This window comes from Marinobacter pelagius (assembly GCF_900114925.1).
GTDB classification, from domain to species: domain Bacteria; phylum Pseudomonadota; class Gammaproteobacteria; order Pseudomonadales; family Oleiphilaceae; genus Marinobacter; species Marinobacter pelagius.
This window is the reverse complement of sequence record NZ_FOUR01000004.1, coordinates 163,074-182,383: the sequence shown is the minus strand read 5'-3', so window position 1 is coordinate 182,383 and position 19,310 is coordinate 163,074. Positions and strand designations below refer to the sequence as shown.

Below are 19,310 nucleotides of genomic sequence, written 5' to 3'. Positions count from 1 at the left end.
GGGCAGGGCGGCTGTTACGGCTCGCCCAGCCAGACCCTGGCGCTGCCGAACCAGGAGCAGTCCTCAAGGGCTTCCCTGATCCTTTCGCTGGTGATGCCATCGGACTTGTCCGGTGCGTCGAAGAACAGCTCCAGATGCACCTTGTTCTTCAGGTAGTGGAGCCTGAGTCGGCTGTTGGCCGGCAACTCACCGATTTTCTGATAAAGAACATCCCGGATCTGTTCCCGCGAGGGAAGGCTCTCGGAGGTGTGCGGCTGGTTCTCGTCATTCTCGGCATCGATATGGAAGTTGATGTCCCGGATGTTGTCCAGGGCGTCGCGCATGCCCGAAACCACCTTCATGCCGATCTGATGACCCTCCGAGACGCTGATATCGGGTCGCACCACCAGGTGGACATCCAGCAGGATGTCATGGCCCATGCGGCGGGTGCGCAGTTCATGGACATTGCGCACACCGTCGGTCTCCCGGGCGATGGTTTTCAGCTTCTGGGTGTCTTCCTGGGAGAGCCCGGTATCCACCAGTTCCTTGACGCTGTCCCAGGTGAACTTCCAGCCGATGTGGATGATGATCAGAGCGATGACTACCGCGGCCAGCACGTCGAGCCATTCCCAACCCATCATGGCTCCCACGGTGGAGAGCAGGACCACAACCGACGAGAAGGCATCGGTGCGGCTGTGCCAGGCGTTGGCGATGATCAGGTCCGAACGGATCGCCTTACCCACGTGGCGGGTGTAATGATAGATCCACTCCTTGCCGGCGACCGATAACGCCGCGGCCACCAGGACCGGCCAGCCCGGCACCTCGCTGATTCCACCGGCAAAGAGCCGCAACAGGTTTTCCCACGCCAGTGCGGCACCAACAGCGATGAGAATACTGCCCAGCAGCAAAGTACCAAAGGTTTCGATGCGCTGGTGGCCGTAGGGGTGATTCTCGTCCGGTTCCTGCCGGGATACGCGCATTACCGCCAGTACAACGAAGTCAGAAACGACATCGGTAAAGGAGTGGATGCCGTCAACAAACAGGGCCTGGGAGTTGAAAAGTGTACCAGCGATGACTTTTATGACGCCGAGGACGGCATCAAGAATCATTCCGATAATGGTGACTTTCGAGGCCGCCCTCATTTCCTTGTTCAGGGCATCCTGGGTGCTGGACGTTGTGGAAACGGGGTCTTGCATTCGGAATGGCTCCGGCGGTTGAGTGATCCGGAAAGTATAACGTTAAACCCCGCTCCTGTGGGGACGGGCGTTACACGCGTGATCGTGCGATTTATGCACATGGTTGCATTTTGATGACGGTGTAAAGAACCTTGACTATGTGTAGCCATGGGAGCTTTGTAAATTATAAGTTATTGAAAAATAAAATAAAATAAACTGGTCAAAAAATGATCAATTTGTAGGCTGGCGCAGTTATCAAGGGGTCTGAAAGTTTGCCCCGTGATTTTCAACAGGGTTATCCACAGATTCCGTGGAAAAGCTCACGAGATGTTAATGAGACAAGCAGTTACGAGCGATTGCTCAGGCAGACGGGATGCTGTGGAAAACTTCCGGTATACTCCCGCCCACTGACATTCAGGGAGTTATCTGATGTACGGCGTTATCCGCAACCTGTTATTCCGTTTTCCACCCGAGCAAGCTCACAACATCGCGCTGGGCAGCCTTGATGTTGCCCAGAAACTGGGCTTGTTGAGTGCTTTTTCGCCAAAGATAGATGCATTGCCGGTCAATGTTATGGGGCTGGACTTCCCCAATCCCGTAGGCTTGGCGGCAGGCCTGGACAAGAATGCCGATCATCTGGACGCCCTTGGCGCCCTGGGCTTTGGATTCATCGAGGTGGGCACGGTCACACCGCGGGCTCAACCGGGTAACCCCAAGCCCCGTATGTTCCGTCTACCGGAGCACCAGGCCATCATCAACCGGATGGGATTCAACAATGAAGGCCTGGAGCACCTGCTCGACAGGGTGGATCACCGGCGTTACCGGGGCATTCTCGGGATCAATGTCGGCAAGAACAAGGACACTCCGAACGACGAGTCCGAGACTGACTATCGCAAGGGCATCGCAGCGGTATACTCCCGGGCTGATTACATCACGGTGAACGTGTCCTCGCCCAATACCCCGGGGCTTCGGGACCTGCAGTTCGGGGATTCCCTGAAAGGTCTGCTGGAGGCGATCAAGGACGAGCAGCGCCGGTGTGAACAGGAGACCGGAAAGTACGTTCCCATTGCGGTAAAGATTGCGCCGGACATGGACGACACCGGAATCCGGTTTGTTGCCAATGCGCTGCTGGACACCGGCCTTGACGGCGTTATCGCCACCAACACCACCATCAGCCGTGATGCCGTGGCCGGCCACCGCCACGCGGACGAAGCGGGTGGCCTCAGTGGTGATCCGGTCCGTGAGGCCTCCCTGAGAGTTATTCAGGGGCTCTATGCAGAACTCGGGGAACGTTTGCCCATTATCGGCGTAGGTGGCATTACCGACGGCGAGAGTGCCGCAGAGAAGGTCAGGGCGGGTGCAAAACTGGTGCAGATCTACACGGGCTTCATCTATAAGGGGCCGGCGTTGATCAAAGAGGCGGTGGAGGCCATTCGGCGGGAAACATCGGGAAGCTGAAAAAAGATGGGCCCGCTTAGCGGGCCCGTGCGGGGAATAAACCCCGTTGCGCTTCTTCGCATGGTACGGGGCGGGAGGCCCCGTTTTGGTTGCTCTTGGTACTGCGTCAAATTGTGTAGAAAAAGATCAGATCAAGATTCGGGGTTGCTGGTGAATGTCCGTCACGCTGATGTGACATTGGCAAGTTTGTGAATACCGGAGACGCCGGTCATGCCCTCCCAGTTATCTGTGCGACCTTCGCGCCACCCGTTCAGCCATTCCTGTCGCACTTCCGGTTGTTCAATCGGGCAGCTGTCTTTCGGCTTTCCGGACACTCCGGCGAGATAACCCCTTTTATATGCACGGGCGTACATGTCTCTTTTCTGTCTTTTCATGCCGTTCCTCACTAATGGATTAACAGAACAAGCGTGTGCACATCTGCAGTGGTCGTGGCGATCCGGGTTTCCCTCCGGGACAACCCCCTATTGCCAGCTTTGACCAGAGCAGTCAGGATCCTGTTAACGGAGGCTTTTCAGACCTCCGGAACGACGCGTCAAGTACAAGGTAGAACGAACCTTGAGCGCGTGTACACTAATTATTTCATCTATGTGACCGTTTTCTTATAGTTTTATGAACTAAAAATGACGCAGCAAAATTGGAATTACTGCGAAAAACGGAAACTTACCCGGATTGTTATTTTGCCCAGGAGCTCGCTTTGTCTAAATGTGTCTTTTTCGTAACCTGCCCGAAAGGTGTTGAGTACCTGCTGGGGGATGAGCTTCGGACCTTCGGCCTGGAAACGGTCCGTAACGCGCCGGCCGGGGTATGGGTTGAAGGCGAGCTGGAAGCGGGATACCGGGCCTGCCTGTGGTCGCGTCTGGCCAACCGCGTCATCCTCAACATCGCCGAGGTGGATGCGGGTAACGGGGACGCCATGTACGAAGGCGTGCTCGGCGTGGACTGGACACAGCACATTCCTGAGAAGGGCAGCTTCCGGGTAACTTTTCTTGGCCAGAACCAGGCGATCCGCAATACCCAGTTCGGCGCCCAGCGGGTCAAGGACGGCATTGTCGATGGTTTTCGCGCCAAGGGCGCAGCCCGGCCGGCGGTGGATGCCAAGAATCCCGACGTGACGATCTCCGCCCGTCTCAATCGCAACCGGCTTTCCATTGGTGTGGATCTCAGCGGTCACAGCCTGCACATGCGCGGGTACCGTACCGACAAGGGCATTGCGCCGCTGAAGGAGAACCTGGCGGCAGCGCTGCTGATGCGGTCCGGCTGGCCGGAGATTGCCGGGCAGGGCGGTGATTTTGTGGACCCGATGTGCGGCTCCGGGACGCTGCTGATTGAAGCTGCGATGATGGCCCTGGATATCGCTCCCGGGCGCCGGCAGGAACGGTTCGGTTTCGAGAAGTGGCCCGGTCACCAGCCCGAAGTCTGGCTCGCGCTCCGGCAGGAAGCGGAACGCCGGGCCCATGAGGGCAAGCAGGGCCGGATCCCCAGGTTTGCCGGATTTGACCAGGATTCCCGGGTGATCGCCACAGCCTGGAAGAACATCGAGCGTGCGGGTCTTGACGGTGTGGTGCATGTGGAAGCCCGGGCGGTGCAGGAATTCACTGTGGAAGGGCAGTGGTCGGAGCGTGGCCTGGTGCTGACCAACCCGCCTTATGGTGAGCGCCTGAGCGAGCGCAAGGAGCTGAGCGGTCTTTACCAGGCTCTCGGTGATGCCGTGAAACAGTCAGTACCAGGCTGGCGGCTTGGGGTCTTTACCGGCGCGCCGGAGTTCGGCAAGTCCGTCGGGCTGCGCAGTTTCAAGCAGTACAAACTGTTCAATGGCAAGCTCCCGGCCCAGCTGCTGCTGTTCGAGGTGGCCGAGGAGAATGCCATGACCCCGCGGGAGCCGGACGTTCCCGGGGAAATTCGCCCGCGTATCGCCAACGAAGAGCGCGCAGCTATGCTGCGCAATCGCCTGAAAAAGAACATGAAAACCATCGGCCAGTGGGCCCGGAAACAGGGCATCGGTTGCTACCGGCTTTACGATGCCGATATGCCGGAATATGCCCTGGCGATCGATATCTACGAGGGCCGGGTGCATGTGCAGGAGTATGCTGCGCCCAAGTCTGTGGATGAGCGTGCCGCTCGGGAGCGGCTGGCCGAAGCCCTGGCGGTGATTCCGGACGTGCTCGGGATCGAGCGCTCGGACCTGGTGTGCAAACAGCGCCAGCGTCAGGCCGGTACCCAGCAGTACGAGAAGCAGGCCGCCAGCGGCGAGTTCTTCACCGTGCATGAACATGGCTGTCTGCTGCGGGTGAACCTCAAGGATTACCTCGACACTGGCCTGTTCCTCGATCATCGTCCGGTGCGGCACTGGATCCAGCAGAACGCCCGGGGCAAGCGCTTCCTCAACCTGTTCTGTTACACCGGCGCGGCCTCGGTCCATGCAGCAGTGGGTGGCGCCAGCCGCTCCCTGAGCCTGGATATGTCGAAGACCTACGTGAACTGGGCCCGGGAAAACCTGGCGCTCAACGATGCCGACCCGAAAAAACACATGGTGGAACAGGCAGACTGCCTGGCGTGGCTGGCGGAGAAGCCTGCGGCGGACCAGCGTTTTGACCTGATCTTCATGGACCCGCCGACCTTCTCCAATTCCGCCCGCATGGCCGGGGTGCTGGATATCCAGCGGGATCACGCCACGTTGATCCAGCAGGCGATGGCACGGCTGACCTCGGACGGCTTGCTGATCTTTTCCAATAACTTCAGAAGGTTCCGGCTTGATGAGGCGCTGGAGGAGGAGTTTGCGGTGGAGGAAGTCTCACGCAGCACCCTGGACAAGGATTTCCAGCGCAATCCGAGGATTCACCGCTGCTGGCACATTCGGCACAAGGTCTGAGAAACGGCCCGGGAACTAGAACTCGTATCTCAGGCCGCCCGAGAACTGGAAGCTGTTCACTTCACTGCCGGTGTCTTCGAACAGCTTTCCACCCTCGAACACCAGGAAGGTGTCGTCCATCACCTCGATATCCAAGCCGGCCAGCCAGCTGGTGCTGAAGCCGCTGTCCGGGAACTCCTCGCCAAAGCTGCGATAGAAAACGTTGCGGTCGGCCTCTGGGTTTTCCAGGGTGGCCTCGCCGTGAATGTAGGAAAATCCGAACTGGCCATAGATATTGGCGTACTCGCCGAGGGGGTAGTGCATCCCGATATACCAGCTGGCGAAATAATCCACCGCCAGGGTGAAGTCGCTGTCCGGGACCTCGGCATCCTTGTAGCCGCCCCCGGCTCGCAACTCCGCATGGAACAGGTCGGTGATGTGCCCACCCACCACCAGGGTAGCGGCGCTGCCCCAGGCGCGCTCGGCGGCGGGTCCGATGGTGCGGTGATTAATGGCCGTGGCCAGCAGGCCGATGTAGTGCTTGTCGGCCCTTGGGGTGGTTTCCTGGGCGAGTGCCTGTGGCGAGGCCAGAAGGGCGCAGAAGAAAAACGGTGCCAGGGCGGATCGAAGGGCAGTGGGTACAACCTTTGTCATTGTTATCGGGCTTCCTGACGGGTGAGCGGTTGGCCCGATTCTGCCTTGTGTAACGGTTTGTTACGTCGACCCGTGTCACAGTTCCCTGTGCCCACTGGGGAGAGGGTTGGTCTAGAAAGGGGTCAGAAGAAGGCTTTCTTCAGACCCCGACTTCGACCCCGGGGTCAGATGAACGCCTTCATCTGACCTCACTTTCACACGACAGACCCCGACTTCAAACTCCAGGGTCAGATGAACGCTTTCATCTGACCCCATCTTCACGACGATATCTCCCGGGCCTCAGTCTTCGTCCAGGTAGCCCTCTTCCCGCGCCAGCAGCAGCAACGCATACACTCCATTCTCCGGCAACTGCGGCTCCAGCCCCTCCTCGATCATCAGCTGATGGCGACGATCCTCCAGGCTTTCAATATCCAGGCCAGTGATCAGATCGCCGATCGGCGCAATCTCGAAAGGCGCCTCGTGGCCGACGGCACTGAAGATCAGGTCCACCAGGATCTCGTCCGGATCCAGGCTGTCGACGTACACGGTCTGGTCGGGCAGGTCTTCGTGCAGCTCCCGGACCAGTTCGATGAGTGGAACGCCCTGTTCCATCAGGTAGCGGATATCAGTATCACCCGGGTCGCCGTCGTCAGGTAGCCAGCTCTCATCCGGGGCAATGACCACGGCCTTCATCTGCCCGTCACCGAGGGACCAGGCTATCGCCGTGGGGAACAGGACATCGTCGGTCTGGCAGTATTCGATATCGAGAAATCTGGGTAGGGACAAGGTCGTCTCCGCTCCGCCGCATGGGTGGATATAAGGAATGTCACTATGGCCTGTAGGAGCTGTTATCGCTTCATGCCATACTGTTACAACGCAATTATCAATCAATCAGGGACATCATGGAACACGTTGAATTTAACAAAGATTTGATTGAATTTCTGAACAGCTCACCGACTCCCTGGCATGCGGTGTCGACCATGAAAAGCCGGCTTGATGCAGCCGGATTCCAGCAGCTGGACGAGCGCGATGACTGGTCACTGGATCGTAACCGCGGATATTACGTCATTCGCAACGGCTCCTCTATCGTGGCCTTCCGAACCGGCAACAAGGATGTCTCAACCAGCGGTATCCGCATGGTTGGTGCCCACACGGACAGCCCGTGCCTTAAGGTCAAGCCTAACCCGGAGCTGCGCCGCAAGGGCTACTTCCAGCTTGGTGTGGAAGTCTACGGGGGCGTGTTGCTGAACCCGTGGTTTGACCGGGACCTGTCCCTGGCCGGTCGCGTCACCCTGCTGGACGAAGCCGGTGAGGTGCAGGATGTTCTGGTGGATTTCCGCAAGCCGGTCGCGTTTATCCCGAGCCTGGCGATCCACCTCGACCGGGAAGCCAACAGCAACCGGTCGATCAACGCCCAGACCGATTTACCGCCGGTGCTCATGCAGGTGCCGGAGGACGACACCACCAGTTTTGCGGATTTGCTGAGCCAGCAAGTGGCTGCGGAAAGCGGTATCAAGGCCCGCAAGATCCTGGGTTACGAGCTGAGCTTTTACGATGCCCAGCAGGCGGAATTCGTCGGGCTGCGCAATGACTTTGTCGCCTCCGCCCGGATGGACAATCTGCTGAGCTGCTACATCGGCCTGCAGTCCCTGATCCACACTTCCGGTGACGAGGCCGCGCTGCTGGTCTGCAACGATCACGAGGAAGTGGGCAGCATGTCCGCCGAGGGTGCGCAGGGGCCATTCCTGACCGCGGTCCTGGATCGCTGGTGCGGCGCCGGCAAGGCCCGGGCTATTGCCCATTCCATGATGATCTCCGCGGACAACGCCCACGGGGTGCATCCGAACTACCTGGACAGACACGACGAGAATCATGGGCCGGTCCTGAACCAGGGGCCGGTGATCAAGGTCAACCACAACCAGCGCTATGCCACCAACAGCCGGTCCGCGGCACTGTACCGCCACATCAGCGATGAGCTGGGCCTGCCGCACCAGACCTTCGTGGTGCGCAGCGACATGGGCTGTGGCAGCACCATCGGGCCGCTGACTGCCGGCAACCTGGGGGTGACCACGCTGGATATCGGGGTGCCCCAGTTCGGCATGCACTCGATTCGCGAGCTGATCGGGGCGGAGGATGGCTTCACCCTGTTCCGCGTGCTGGCGGAGTTCATGCAGCGTGAGAAAGTATTCTAGGATAGAAATGAAAAAGGCCGCTGATCGGAAATTAGCGGCCTTTCGGAATAAGTGGCTCCCCGAGCTGGGCTCGAACCAGCGACAAACGGATTAACAGTCCGTTGCTCTACCAACTGAGCTATCGGGGAACAATGTCGAAGTGGCGCGCATATTAAGCGCTTTGATTTGAGTCGTCAACCCCCTGAAATGAAAGGTTAAAAATTGTACGGAAGCAAGACGTTACGGTACAGGCCGCCGGTGTGGCTGAGGAATGGCCACGTGCAATCGGTGTGGTCAACCCTGTTCCGGTCCGTGCCGATGCAGGAGCCGACCCGGGAAGTACTGCCCACTCTGGATGAAGACGAGCTGCAGCTGGACTGGTACCGCCAGGGTAGCGATCGTCTGGCGGTCATCTCCCATGGCCTGGAAGGCCACAGCCGCAGACCCTACGTGCTTGGCCTGGCCCGTGCCCTGCTGGCCGAAGGATGGGACGTGCTGGCCTGGAACTATCGATCCTGTGGCGGGGTGATGAACCTTCAGCCCCGTTTCTACCACAGTGGCGCCACCGAGGATCTGACCCACGTGGTCAATCACGCCCTTTCCGGCGACTACAAATCCCTGTTCCTGTCGGGCTTCAGTATGGGCGGAAACCTGACGCTATTGTACCTGGGGCAGCAGGGGGAGATGGTGGACAGCCGGATCTGTGGTGCCGTGACCTATTCGGTGCCCTGCGACCTGGCCGGCAGCGCGGAGGTGCTTGCACTTCCCAGTCGCCGGATCTACATGCAGAGGTTTTTGAAGGACCTGCACGTAAAAATGCAGGAGAAATCGAGAAGATTCCCGGATCTTATTGATACCAATGGATTTGAGTCGATCCGGACGTTCAGGGAATTCGATGACCGCTATACCGCGCCCCTGCATGGGTTCCGGAATGCCGAGGATTACTGGGCCCAGTGTTCGGCCCTGCCGCGTCTTCGGGACATCCGGGTACCTGCGCTGATGATCAATGCCACGGATGACCCGTTCCTGTCCGCAAAATGCTTTCCGGAGACGCGAAAGCTGTTGGGCGACCATGTGCGCCTTGAAGCACCCCGGTGGGGTGGGCATGTCGGCTTTGTCGAGCACGCCCGGGACGGATTCTATTGGTCGGAACGCCGTGCCCTGGGATTCCTCAGTCACCTGTCATGAGCCGGTAGCGGCTGTACGCGCTTCTTCCAGCATGGGTTCGAGTACCGGCCAGACCTTGTCCAGGAGTTTCGGTTGGGCCTGTTCGGTCGGGTGAATGCCGTCCTCCTGCATCATATTCTCATGGTTGTAGATGCCATCCAGAAAGAAGGGAACCAGTTCGGTGTTGTAGCGGTCCGAGAGAGTCGGATACAGCTCCGCAAACATCTGTGTGTAACGGGGCCCGTAGTTGGGTGGCATCTGCATACCCACCAGCAGTGCTTTCGCGCCGGACTGCTGGGTGTTTTCGATCATGGACGCGAGGTTGGACTCGATCACGTTCGGCGGAAAGCCCCTTAGCCCGTCATTGCCACCCAGTTCGATGACCACGACTTCGGGGCCGTGTTTCTCGATCAGCTCGGGCAGTCGTCGTGCGCCGCCATCGGTGGTTTCGCCACTGATACTGGCGTTGACCACCTGCCAGTGGCTCAGACCATTCTGCTCCAGGCGCTGGCGCAGCAGCTGGACCCAGGCGGTTTCGGAGGGCACGCCATAGGCAGCACTCAGGCTGTCACCCATGATCAGGATGGTGTTCTGGCTGGCCAGTGCCGGAGCGGCCAGGGCGGTGAACAGCACCAGAAGGATTGATCTGGCGTGCATCAATAGCGTATCCATAGACAATTCGTTTACCTTGATAAAACGTTTTAAACCATTGAGCCGGGAGTGCCCGTGAATCAGATGACCAAACCGACACCTGAAAGCCAGCCGCCGATGTTGCGAGCGAAAGACCTCACTCATCGCGTGCGCCTGGAAAACGATACGTTGACGATCTTGCAGGGGGTCAACCTGGAAATCAATCGTGGAGAATCAGTAGCCATCGTCGGTCGGTCCGGCTCCGGAAAGACCACCCTGCTGGGCCTGCTCGCGGGGTTGGACACGCCAACCGAGGGTTCGGTGGAACTCGACGGCGCCACCATCAGCCAGTTGAGCGAAGATGAGCGGGCGCAACTTCGGGCCAGCCGGGTCGGCTTTGTATTCCAGTCGTTCCAACTGCTGCCGGCGCTGACTGCCCTGGAAAACGTCATGCTGCCGCTTGAGCTGGCGGGGATCGGGGATCCCGAGAAACGAGCCCGGGAACTGCTCGAGCGGGTCGGCCTTGGTGAGCGCCTGACCCACACGCCGCGGCAGTTGTCCGGCGGTGAGCAACAGCGGGTGGCGATCGCCCGGGCCTTTGCCTCCGAGCCCGTGGTGCTGTTTGCGGACGAACCGACCGGCAACCTGGATAACCGCACCGGCCAGGCGGTCTCGGACCTGCTGATGGCACTCAACCGGGAGCAGGGCACCACCCTGGTGATGGTCACCCACGATGAGCACCTGGCGGCCAGGTGCGCGCGCCAGTTCCATATTGAAGCAGGACAACTGACCGAGCCCAACGAGCTCGGGGAGCCGGTATCCTGATGGCTGCTGAACAGAAACTCATGTCCGTGCGCCGCGACTGGCGCGAACGGGATGTGCGGGTGGTGCTGGCGGCTCTGGTGATTGCCGTTGCCACGGTGGCAACCATTGCGCTGTTCGCCAGCCAGCTCCAGCGCACACTGGTCACGTCCGCCAGTTCCTTCCTTGCCGCCGACCGTCAGCTGGAAGCCGAAAACGGGCGTCCGATTCCGGATTCCTGGTTGCAGGAGGCCGATGCCCGGGGCCTTGAAACCGGTCAGATGGTGGAGTTCTCCACCATGGTGTTCGGTGGTGAGGGATTCCAGCTGGTGTCCGTCAAAGCCGTCAGCAATGAATATCCGCTCCGGGGTGAAATAGAAGTCCAGGAGGGACCGGACAGTCCCCGCCAACTCGTGTCATCCGGTCCCGGGCCGGGTGAGGTCTGGATTAACCCGCGCTTGCTGAGGCTTCTGGAACTTGAAATCGGCGACTCCCTGGAAGTGGGCAACCTGGAGCTCACGGTCTCCGGCCTGCTGATCCGGGAGCCGGACGGCGGCTTCCGGCTGTCCGCCCTGGCCCCGAGGGTAATGATGCATAAGGACGACGTGCCATCCACGGGTGTCGTGCAGGAAGGCAGCCGGGTGGAATTCGTCTATCTGTTCGCCGGTGAGGAAGCCGCCCTGGAAGGCTATTACGAGTGGCTGCAGCCGCAGCTGGAGCCCAGCCATGAATGGGAAGGTGTGCGGGATGGAGAGACCTTCTCCCGGTCACTCCAGCGAGCCGAACGCTTCCTGCTGCTCGGTGGCAGCCTGGCGGTATTACTGGCCGCCGTCGCGGTGGCCGTGGCCAGCCGGCAATATGCGTTGTCCCAGCGGGACACGGTGGCACTGCTGAAGACCCTGGGGCTCAATGGTGCCGGCATCGGTCGGCTGTACCTGCGACGGCTGCTGCTGTGGGGCGTGACCGGCATTGTCGGCGGCCTGCTGGTGGCCCTCCCGTTATTCTGGCTGCTGGCGTCCATGCTCAGTGATGTACTGGAGCGCCCGGTGGATATCTCCCTGGACCCGGCCGCACTGGCCCCCGCGCTGCTCACTGCACTGGTATCCCTGTTTGCGTTTGCCTATCCGCCCATTCGCCGGCTTCGGAACGTGCCGGCCATGCGGGTACTGCGCAGTCAGCCCGGTGAGAGTGGCCGCGAGGCCTGGCCGGATATGCTGGTGGCCATTGTCGCCATCTTCGGGCTGGTCTGGCTCTATGCCGGTGAACTGGCACTGGTGGTATCACTCCTCGGTGGTCTGGTGTTGCTGCTGGCGGCCCTCGGGCTGCTCGGATGGGGAATGGTGACCGTATTGCGCCGCGTCCGCGGTGGCGGCAATGCCTGGCGTCTTGCACTGGTGGGTCTGTACCGGCACCGTAACGCCAGTCTTTCCCAAATTGCCGTCTTCGCCATGACCCTCATGCTCGCGGCCACCCTGGTACTGGTCCGCACCTCCTTGCTGGATGACTGGCAGGCACAGTTACCGGACGACGCACCCAATCATTTCCTGATCAACATCGCACCGGATACGGTCGATGAGGTGGCCGGTTTCTGGGAGGGACAGGGACAGCCTCTGGAAGAACTCTATCCCATGGTCCGGGGCCGGCTCACCGAGTTGAACGGTCAACCGGTGAAGGAAGCGGTCAGCAAAGATGAGCGCATTGGTGCCCTGAACCGGGAGCTGAACCTGACCTGGATGGATTCGCTGCCGGAAGACAACGAGATCGTCGAAGGGCAGTGGTTTGCCGATGGCGACCAGGACGGCGTTTCGGTGGAAGCGGAACTGGCCGGAAGGCTGGGCCTGCAACTGGGCGACGAGCTGACCTTTACCATCGGGTCGGAGAAGGTGACCGAAACGGTAACCAGTATCCGTACTGTCCAGTGGGACAGCATGAAACCGAACTTTTACATGGCCTTCCCGCCGGGCGGGGGCCTGGAAGGTTTGCCCGCCACCTGGATTACCAGCTTCTATCTCCCACCGGAGAAGAATACGGCGCTTAACGACTTTTCGCGCCAGTTCCCGACCGTATCGGTTCTGGAGATCGATCACATCATCAGCCGGATACAGGAAATCGTGCAGCAGGTGACCCGGGCCATCGAGGCGATTCTGGCCCTGATCCTGGCCGCTGCACTGGTGGTGATGGCGGCCGTGGTCAGTGCCACACTCCGGGACCGTCAGCGGGAAGGGGCGTTGCTCCGCACCCTGGGTGGGCGCCAGTCGCTGCTGGTGCGCAGCACCATGCTGGAGTTTGCGGTGTTGGGTGGCTTTGCCGGTCTGCTGGGTGTGGTTGCCGCGGAAGCCGCGGTTTACGCTCTGCAGTTCCGTATGTTCGAGGGCAGCTTCAGCTGGCACTGGCAGGTCATCATTCCGATCCCGCTGATAAGTGCTATCGTGCTGTCCCTGTTCGGGCGCTGGCAGCTGAGGCCGGTGCTGAGCGTCTCGCCCATGCTGTTGTTGCGCCGGCTCGAGTGAGGCTGGTTACCGGTAATTCGCGAGGATGGCGTCCAGTTCGCCGTTCTCGCGAATCCTGGCCAGTTCCCGATTGAATTCGTCGGCGAAATCCTGCCAGTCCTTGCGCAGCATGATCCGGAATCCGAAGGTGCTGATGCTCTCCGCGGATGTGCGGAAATGCTCCCGCAAGCCTTCGTTCCTAAGGAACCACTGGCCTACCAGCCGGTCGGCGACGGCGGCGTCGAAGCGGTTTCCATGCAGCACGTAAAAGAACATGTCCCGATCCCGGGCCACGTCAAAGCGGCGAATCCTGCCGGATTCGAAATGCGGTTCCAGCGTTGGGTAGATGTAGCCCAGGTGGGTTACGACGGTCCGTGAGAAGAGGTCCTCCGGAGTCCGGTAAGCCAGCTCGGAATCCTTCGGGATGAAGAAAACTTCCTCGATGGCCACCACCGGATCAGTAAACAGGAACTTGCCCGGCTCATCGGTCCATTCCCGGGCCCGGGGCGTGGCATCGATGTAACCGTCAAGCAGCATCTGGTCGACCCGTTTACGGGGGATCTTCTCCGGGATCAGTTCATAGCCGAGCCGGTCCGCAATCAGCGACATGACATCCCACATGATGCCCGAGGGCGCACGGTTCTCAACGATGAGGTAGGGCGGGTAACCGTTTGGCGAAACGTTGAAACGTAGTGTCTGTTTTTCGGAGGTTGCGCTGGCGGTTGCCGGGAACAGGATGGACGTGGACAAAAGAAACAGGGAGGCCAAGGCCAGGGAGGAGGTCTTGCGGTCTGTCATGTTTGGACTCTGATGGCGTCGTGAACGTTATTCAGGGTAATCCGGCTACCTCCCTGCCAGCTTGTCGTGCAATTGTTACCGTAATGACGGCCGATTTCAATTATTCCGCTTCTTTCTTTTGCGCTGGGTCAAACGGGCCCGAGGGCCCGTTGCTCAGGCCCAGGCCCGGCGCAATACTGCCCGCGCATCCTCCAGGGTGACTTCCTTCGGGTTGAACATGATCGAACCATCATCGAGGGCCATCTCGGCAATCTGGTCCAGCTGGCTCTCCTGCACCTTGCCGGTTTCCTTCAGGGTCCGCGGCAGCTGGCAGCGCTTGTAGAGCTGATCCCGCATCTTGCGGATGGCGGAGATGGTGGCTTCGGCACGACGGGCTACGGGTGTGGCCGAATAGACTTCCGGACCCTCCAGGTGCAGCAGCAACTCACCCAGCGGCTCCCGGATTGACTCCAGGTTGTATTCCAGCACGTACGGCAGGTACAGACTCATGCACAGGCCATGGGGCAGGTGGCAGATCGCACCGGTGGCGTGGCCCAGGGAGTGCACCAACCCAACCATGGAGTTCGAGAACGCAATGCCGGCCATGGTCGAGGCCTGGGCCAGCTCCAGTCGCCCTTCGGCATTCTTGGGGTTATCCATCACCTTCAGCAGCGACTGGCTGATTTTCCTGATGGCCGCCGTGGCATAGGCGTCGCTCAGAGGATTCTTCGCCATGCAGGTGAACGCCTCGGTGGCGTGGGTCATCGCATCCATGGCGGTTGCCGCCGTGATGTGAGGCGGCAGCGTCAGGGTCATCCGCGGGTCGATGATGGCGGCATTGGGCAGCAGGAAAGACGAGGTGAACGGCAGCTTTACGCCCTTTTTCTCGTCGGTAATCACCGCCACGGCCGTGACCTCGGAGCCGGTGCCGGCCGTGGTCGGAACCACGAAGAACGGCTTCAGGGGATGCTTGAGGATGCCGGCGCCGCTGTATTTGGCAATGTCGTCACCGCCCTCGGACACCAGGATGTTCACGGCCTTGCCGGTATCGATAGCCGATCCACCGCCCACGGCGATGATGGCATCGCACTTTTCCTGCCGGTAAATGCCGGCGATATCACGGACGACGGAAGTGGAGGAGTCTGGTGGCACGTCGTCATAGATGCTAACGATTTCCAGCCCGCTCTCCTCGCAGGCGGCAATCACCGGGTCCAGCAGGCCTGCGGCGCGAACGCCCTTGTCGGTCACGATCATCGGCCGCTTCGCTGCAAGTCCGGTCAGTTCATAGGGAATGTGCTCAAGGGCAGCCTTGCCGGCAATGACTTTGACCGGGCAGAAGAACTCGTAATATTTTTGGCTCATTTAGGGTCTCACTGTCTCGACAAAATTGGTGGCAACCTTCAGGTAGATCCGGGCGGCACTGATCAGCTTTTCCGGCAAGTGCAGATTGGCGGGGTACTCTTTTACCGCCCGCTTGGCAATCAGTTTGGGCAGGATGAAGGTCTCCAGCCTGTTCAGCACGCGGGTCATACGCACCGCATAGCTGACATCACCGTCCACCAGCATCCGGTCGTTGGCAAATGCCTCCGAGGTTTTTTCCTGGAAAGACAGCACCAGGAAGGCATGGGCGATGTGCTTGAACTGGATTGACAGGTCCACCGGTCGCGGCGCGGACTGGCCGTGGTAGTGAAAATGGCCGTCCCCGGTGTGCTCCACGATCAGCCGAGATCCCTCGGGCATCACCATCATCTCGAACAGCAGGCCTTTCGGAAGCGCCCGAGCCTCATTCTGCACGGTTTCGTCGACTTCACTGACTGCCTGCAGGGCCCGACCCATTACCTGGAACATTATGTCCACATAGAGTCGGCGCGCCTGGAACACCATCGGCTGGATACGTTTGAGCAACATGGCCGTCGTCCATTGTCTGTTGTTGATACCCCTGATTTTTAGAGTTAATGCTCTAAAAGTCAATGCAGGCAGTGACGAAGATTTGCCGTCGCTGGGGCAACTGGTGATTGGACAATAAAAAAGCCGGGTCGCTGTCGCGGTTCCCGGCTTCGTTTGAGACGAGGAGAGGGCGCTACTGGGTGATCGCAGCCAGCTTGCGTTTGGCTTCCTCGCCCACGTCGCCGCCGGCCTTGGCGGCCTGGCTGTAGTAGGCCACGGCCTCGTCACGGCGGTTCTGCTTGACGGCGACGTCTCCCATGCGCAGGTAGCCGATGGATGTGGGCACCACCTCATTGGCCTTGGTCAGGTGATTCCTTGCCTTGTCGACCTTGTTCAGGGCCAGGGCATTCAGGCCGTTTCGCAGCTGATACTCGAACATCTCCGGGTATAGGGAAACCGCCTTGTCGAAATCCGCCTCAGCCTTCTCAATTTCCTTCTGCTGCTGGTAAATGCGCCCTCTGAGGGAATAGAACATGGCTTCCCGTGGCAGGATGCGGATGGCCTCGTTGATCTTGCCGAGGGCGGCGTCGTAGTCCTTGTTCGAGGCCAGTTTAAGGGCCTCGTCATGGGCGTCATAGGCCGGCTGCAGCTCCTTCAGCTTGGCCAGTTTACGCTGGTAGACATCGGCGCCCCGATAACCGCCGGCGCCGATCTTGCTGACCAGTTCCCGGTTCTCCGTCACACGTTTGGCCGAAGGCGGGTGAGTGGCGAACAGGCCCTGGATGAAGCCCTGGTCACGGCCCTCACTCAGCTCCAGGAACAGCTCCTGCAACTCCACCGCCGCCTGGGGATCGTAGCCGGCCTCTTTCATGTAATTGATGCCGTAATGATCCGACTCCAGCTCGTCCCCCTGGCTATACTGGGCCAGGGCGAGCTGTGCCCCAAGTGCTGCGCCGCCCATGATCAGGCCGGCCCACTCGTTATCGGACACCGCAAACCCGAGGCCGGCTACGCCCAGGCTGATCAACTGGGCCTGCTGCATTCGCTGGACACTGTGGCGGGCTGCGGCGTGAACAATCTCGTGGCCCAGCACCGAGGCCAGTTGGGCTTCATCGTCCAGCTTGGTGAGCAGCCCCCGATTGATGGCAATCTTGCCGCCGGGCAGGGCCCAGGCGTTGGGCACGCTGTTATTCAGCACCACGAATTCATAGGGCAGGTCGGGGCGATCGCTTACCTGTGCAAGCTTCTTGCCCACCTCGCTTACGTAGAGATTCAGTTCCGGGTCGATGTAGAACCGGCCACCCTGGGTCTGTTGGGTCGGCACATACTGTTCGGCACCGATGGCCAGTTCCTGGCTCTCGGGGATCAGGGACAGTTGCTTCTCGCCAGTGACGGGGTTAACAGAACACCCTGCAACGAAAGCGAGAGCAAGAAACACCAGCCCGAATCGGGATATGGAAAGACGCACGGTTACCTCCTGTACCTGGGTGCCTGGCGGAAATTGGTTTTCCACATGATTACACGGTTGGGTGGACCTGAAAACGCCCGATTTCTGGAGAGGCGCCCTGTGTTGACGTATTATAGGTGACTGATTCCTTTCCATGTTGCCAATTCCCGACTAAGGCCTTACATGAACAATCTGCTCGAGCTTGCCTCGCTGCTCTGGTTTTTCATCTGCTGGGTTGGCTACACCCAGTATTCCAAGCGCAGGGCGTCAGACCGGCCCTGCCTGTCGAACACCCTGGACCTCTATCGGGAAGACTGGATGCGGGTGATGCTGAGGCGCGGGAATCGGATGTCCGACACGTCGGTGGTGGGCAACCTGGAGCGCAACGGCGCTTTCTTCGCCTCCAGCTGTCTGCTGATCCTGGCCGGTATCATCACCGCGCTCGGCTACACCAGTGAAGCTATGGAAGTGTTTGCTGCCATGCCCTTCAGCGCGGTGCCAACCCGTGAGGTCTGGGAATTGAGGCTGGTTGTCCTGCTGGTGGTGTTTGTGTACGCCTTTTTCAAATTCACCTGGTCCATGCGAATGTACAACTTCGTCGCGGTGATGGTGGGCAGTGCACCCCTGGCCGAGGACACCAAGACCAGCCCGGCAGCCCGGGAGGCCTTTGCCCGCAGTGCCGGCAAGATCTGTAACATGGCCGGGGATGCCTTCAACCTGGGGTTGAGGTCGTTCTACTACGCGCTGGCGGTGGTTGCCTGGTTCTTCCACCCCATTGCGTTCATAGCAGCTTCCACCATTGTGGTGGTTGTTCTCTACCGCCGGGAATTCTGCTCCGACGCCCTCGAGGCGCTGCGCTCCGGAAAAGTGTTCGAGGAGCCGGCAGCGGGCAAGGCCGAGCCCAAGACCAAAACCAACTGATCAACAGGATTCTCCTGAATGGATAATCAAACCCGAATAGACCGTGTGACCCGGTTTATCGAAACCCTGAACCAGGCCCGTGAGCTGGGCCTGTCAGTCACCGACGCCGGTGACGGTACGCTGACCCTGTGCCTGCCCTACAGCGACCGGATCATTGGTAACCCGGACACCGGTGTCATCCACGGCGGTGCGATCACCACCCTGATGGACACCACCTCCGGCTGCGTGATTCTCTGCGCCCTGGAAGATTTCGAATTGTGCCCGACCCTCGACCTGCGGGTGGACTACATGCGCCCGGCGCATCCCCACAAACCGGTCTACGCCCGTGCCGAAACCTACCGGATTACCCGCAACATCATTTTCACCCGGTGCGAGGCGTACCAGGATGGCGGGGAAACCATCGCCAACTGCGTGGCCACCTTCATGCGCATCGGCAAAGAGGCCAGCCCAAAACACTATCGTGACCTGATCGCCGGAGGTGCCAAATGACCGATCCGGAAATCCTCCGTTACACCCAGGAAACCGGGGACTTCTCCCGTATGCTCGAAAGCATCCCCTACGCCACCTGGATCGGGTTGCAGTGCGAGCGTTTCGGCGACGACCTGATCTTCCGGCTGCCGAAGAAGGACTCCAACCTGGGCAACCCGATCCTGCCGGCCATCCATGGCGGCGTGATCGGCGGCTTCATGGAGATGTCTGCGAACATCTACCTGATCATGTCCCGGGAATCCCTGCGCATGCCCCGCATCGTGGATTTTTCCCTTGACTATCTCCGCGCCGGCCTTAACCGGGAAACCTTCGCCGAGTGCCGCCTGACCCGCCAGGGCAACCGCGTGGCCAACGTGATGGTCACCGCCTGGCAGAAATCCCGTTCCGAGCCCATCGCCACCGCCCGGGCCCACTTCCTCCTCGAAGACTGATCCTGCC

At 60.1% G+C, this 19,310-nt stretch carries 18 protein-coding genes and 1 tRNA gene; 9 read left to right on the top strand and 10 right to left on the bottom strand.

The window, feature by feature from the left end:
* Nucleotides 1-14: 14 nt before the first annotated feature.
* Nucleotides 15-1,175 (bottom strand): cation diffusion facilitator family transporter, encoded by a 1,161-nt coding sequence (locus BM254_RS10270; protein ID WP_092002750.1) that lies wholly within the window; start codon nt 1,173-1,175, stop codon nt 15-17.
* 408 nt (nt 1,176-1,583) lie between these two features.
* Between BM254_RS10270 and BM254_RS10265 the strand changes: the two genes are divergently transcribed.
* Nucleotides 1,584-2,612 carry a quinone-dependent dihydroorotate dehydrogenase gene (locus tag BM254_RS10265; protein ID WP_092002747.1) on the top strand — a complete coding sequence of 343 codons (1,029 nt, stop codon included), beginning with the start codon at nt 1,584-1,586 and terminating at the stop codon, nt 2,610-2,612.
* A gap of 161 nt (nt 2,613-2,773) precedes the next feature.
* Here BM254_RS10265 and rmf read toward each other — a convergent pair whose 3' ends face one another.
* On the bottom strand, nt 2,774-2,986 hold the full coding sequence (gene rmf, locus BM254_RS10260) for a ribosome modulation factor (RefSeq protein ID WP_092002744.1): 213 nt from the start codon (nt 2,984-2,986) through the stop codon (nt 2,774-2,776).
* A 320-nt stretch (nt 2,987-3,306) separates the two neighbouring features.
* On the opposite strand from rmf, the gene rlmKL reads away from it, so the two are divergent.
* Nucleotides 3,307-5,481: a bifunctional 23S rRNA (guanine(2069)-N(7))-methyltransferase RlmK/23S rRNA (guanine(2445)-N(2))-methyltransferase RlmL gene (gene rlmKL / locus BM254_RS10255; RefSeq protein ID WP_092002741.1), complete on the top strand. Its 2,175-nt coding sequence runs from the start codon at nt 3,307-3,309 to the stop codon at nt 5,479-5,481.
* 15 nt (nt 5,482-5,496) lie between these two features.
* On the opposite strand, the gene BM254_RS10250 is transcribed toward rlmKL, so the two are convergent.
* Both BM254_RS10250 and BM254_RS10245 read right to left on the bottom strand, forming a co-directional pair.
* Nucleotides 5,497-6,114: an outer membrane beta-barrel protein gene (locus BM254_RS10250; RefSeq protein ID WP_092002738.1), complete on the bottom strand. Its 618-nt coding sequence runs from the start codon at nt 6,112-6,114 to the stop codon at nt 5,497-5,499.
* A gap of 279 nt (nt 6,115-6,393) precedes the next feature.
* A complete protein-coding gene (locus BM254_RS10245) occupies nt 6,394-6,879 on the bottom strand; it encodes a hypothetical protein (protein WP_092002735.1) in 486 nt (161 codons plus the stop codon).
* Between the two features lie 116 nt (nt 6,880-6,995).
* Between BM254_RS10245 and BM254_RS10240 the strand changes: the two genes are divergently transcribed.
* On the top strand, nt 6,996-8,285 hold the full coding sequence (locus BM254_RS10240; protein ID WP_092002732.1) for a M18 family aminopeptidase: 1,290 nt from the start codon (nt 6,996-6,998) through the stop codon (nt 8,283-8,285).
* A 52-nt stretch (nt 8,286-8,337) separates the two neighbouring features.
* On the opposite strand, the gene BM254_RS10235 is transcribed toward BM254_RS10240, so the two are convergent.
* Nucleotides 8,338-8,413, bottom strand: a tRNA-Asn gene (locus BM254_RS10235).
* A gap of 130 nt (nt 8,414-8,543) precedes the next feature.
* Between BM254_RS10235 and BM254_RS10230 the strand changes: the two genes are divergently transcribed.
* Nucleotides 8,544-9,452, top strand: a complete 909-nt coding sequence (locus tag BM254_RS10230; protein ID WP_245777425.1) for a YheT family hydrolase — start codon at nt 8,544-8,546, stop codon at nt 9,450-9,452.
* On the opposite strand, the gene BM254_RS10225 is transcribed toward BM254_RS10230, so the two are convergent.
* Nucleotides 9,447-10,088 (bottom strand): arylesterase, encoded by a 642-nt coding sequence (locus BM254_RS10225; RefSeq protein WP_281248050.1) that lies wholly within the window; start codon nt 10,086-10,088, stop codon nt 9,447-9,449. The two genes, BM254_RS10230 and BM254_RS10225, sit on opposite strands and share 6 nt — an antisense overlap.
* A gap of 78 nt (nt 10,089-10,166) precedes the next feature.
* On the opposite strand from BM254_RS10225, the gene BM254_RS10220 reads away from it, so the two are divergent.
* Nucleotides 10,167-10,886, top strand: coding sequence for an ABC transporter ATP-binding protein (locus BM254_RS10220; protein ID WP_092003134.1), 720 nt, complete (start codon nt 10,167-10,169; stop codon nt 10,884-10,886).
* Nucleotides 10,886-13,372, top strand: a complete 2,487-nt coding sequence (locus BM254_RS10215) for an ABC transporter permease (RefSeq protein WP_092002723.1) — start codon at nt 10,886-10,888, stop codon at nt 13,370-13,372. The genes BM254_RS10220 and BM254_RS10215 overlap by 1 nt, the downstream gene beginning before the upstream one ends.
* Nucleotides 13,373-13,378: 6 nt before the next feature.
* On the opposite strand, the gene BM254_RS10210 is transcribed toward BM254_RS10215, so the two are convergent.
* The 4 genes from BM254_RS10210 to BM254_RS10195 all read right to left on the bottom strand — a co-directional run bounded on the left by BM254_RS10210 (nt 13,379) and on the right by BM254_RS10195 (nt 17,483).
* A complete protein-coding gene (locus BM254_RS10210) occupies nt 13,379-14,149 on the bottom strand; it encodes a substrate-binding periplasmic protein (RefSeq protein ID WP_092002719.1) in 771 nt (256 codons plus the stop codon).
* A 153-nt stretch (nt 14,150-14,302) separates the two neighbouring features.
* Nucleotides 14,303-15,490 (bottom strand): iron-containing alcohol dehydrogenase, encoded by a 1,188-nt coding sequence (locus BM254_RS10205; protein WP_092002716.1) that lies wholly within the window; start codon nt 15,488-15,490, stop codon nt 14,303-14,305.
* Nucleotides 15,491-16,036: a hypothetical protein gene (locus BM254_RS10200; RefSeq protein WP_092002713.1), complete on the bottom strand. Its 546-nt coding sequence runs from the start codon at nt 16,034-16,036 to the stop codon at nt 15,491-15,493.
* 172 nt (nt 16,037-16,208) lie between these two features.
* A complete protein-coding gene (locus BM254_RS10195) occupies nt 16,209-17,483 on the bottom strand; it encodes a M48 family metalloprotease (RefSeq protein ID WP_245777424.1) in 1,275 nt (424 codons plus the stop codon).
* A gap of 162 nt (nt 17,484-17,645) precedes the next feature.
* Between BM254_RS10195 and BM254_RS10190 the strand changes: the two genes are divergently transcribed.
* The 3 genes from BM254_RS10190 to BM254_RS10180 are packed head-to-tail and all read left to right on the top strand — an operon-like array spanning nt 17,646 to nt 19,303.
* The gene (locus BM254_RS10190; protein WP_092002707.1) at nt 17,646-18,383 is read left to right on the top strand and encodes a DUF599 domain-containing protein; all 738 of its coding nucleotides are present in this window, start codon (nt 17,646-17,648) and stop codon (nt 18,381-18,383) included.
* 18 nt (nt 18,384-18,401) lie between these two features.
* The gene (locus BM254_RS10185; RefSeq protein ID WP_092002705.1) at nt 18,402-18,872 is read left to right on the top strand and encodes a PaaI family thioesterase; all 471 of its coding nucleotides are present in this window, start codon (nt 18,402-18,404) and stop codon (nt 18,870-18,872) included.
* Nucleotides 18,869-19,303: a PaaI family thioesterase gene (locus BM254_RS10180; protein ID WP_092002703.1), complete on the top strand. Its 435-nt coding sequence runs from the start codon at nt 18,869-18,871 to the stop codon at nt 19,301-19,303. Before BM254_RS10185 ends, BM254_RS10180 begins: the two co-directional genes overlap by 4 nt.
* Nucleotides 19,304-19,310: the final 7 nt, after the last annotated feature.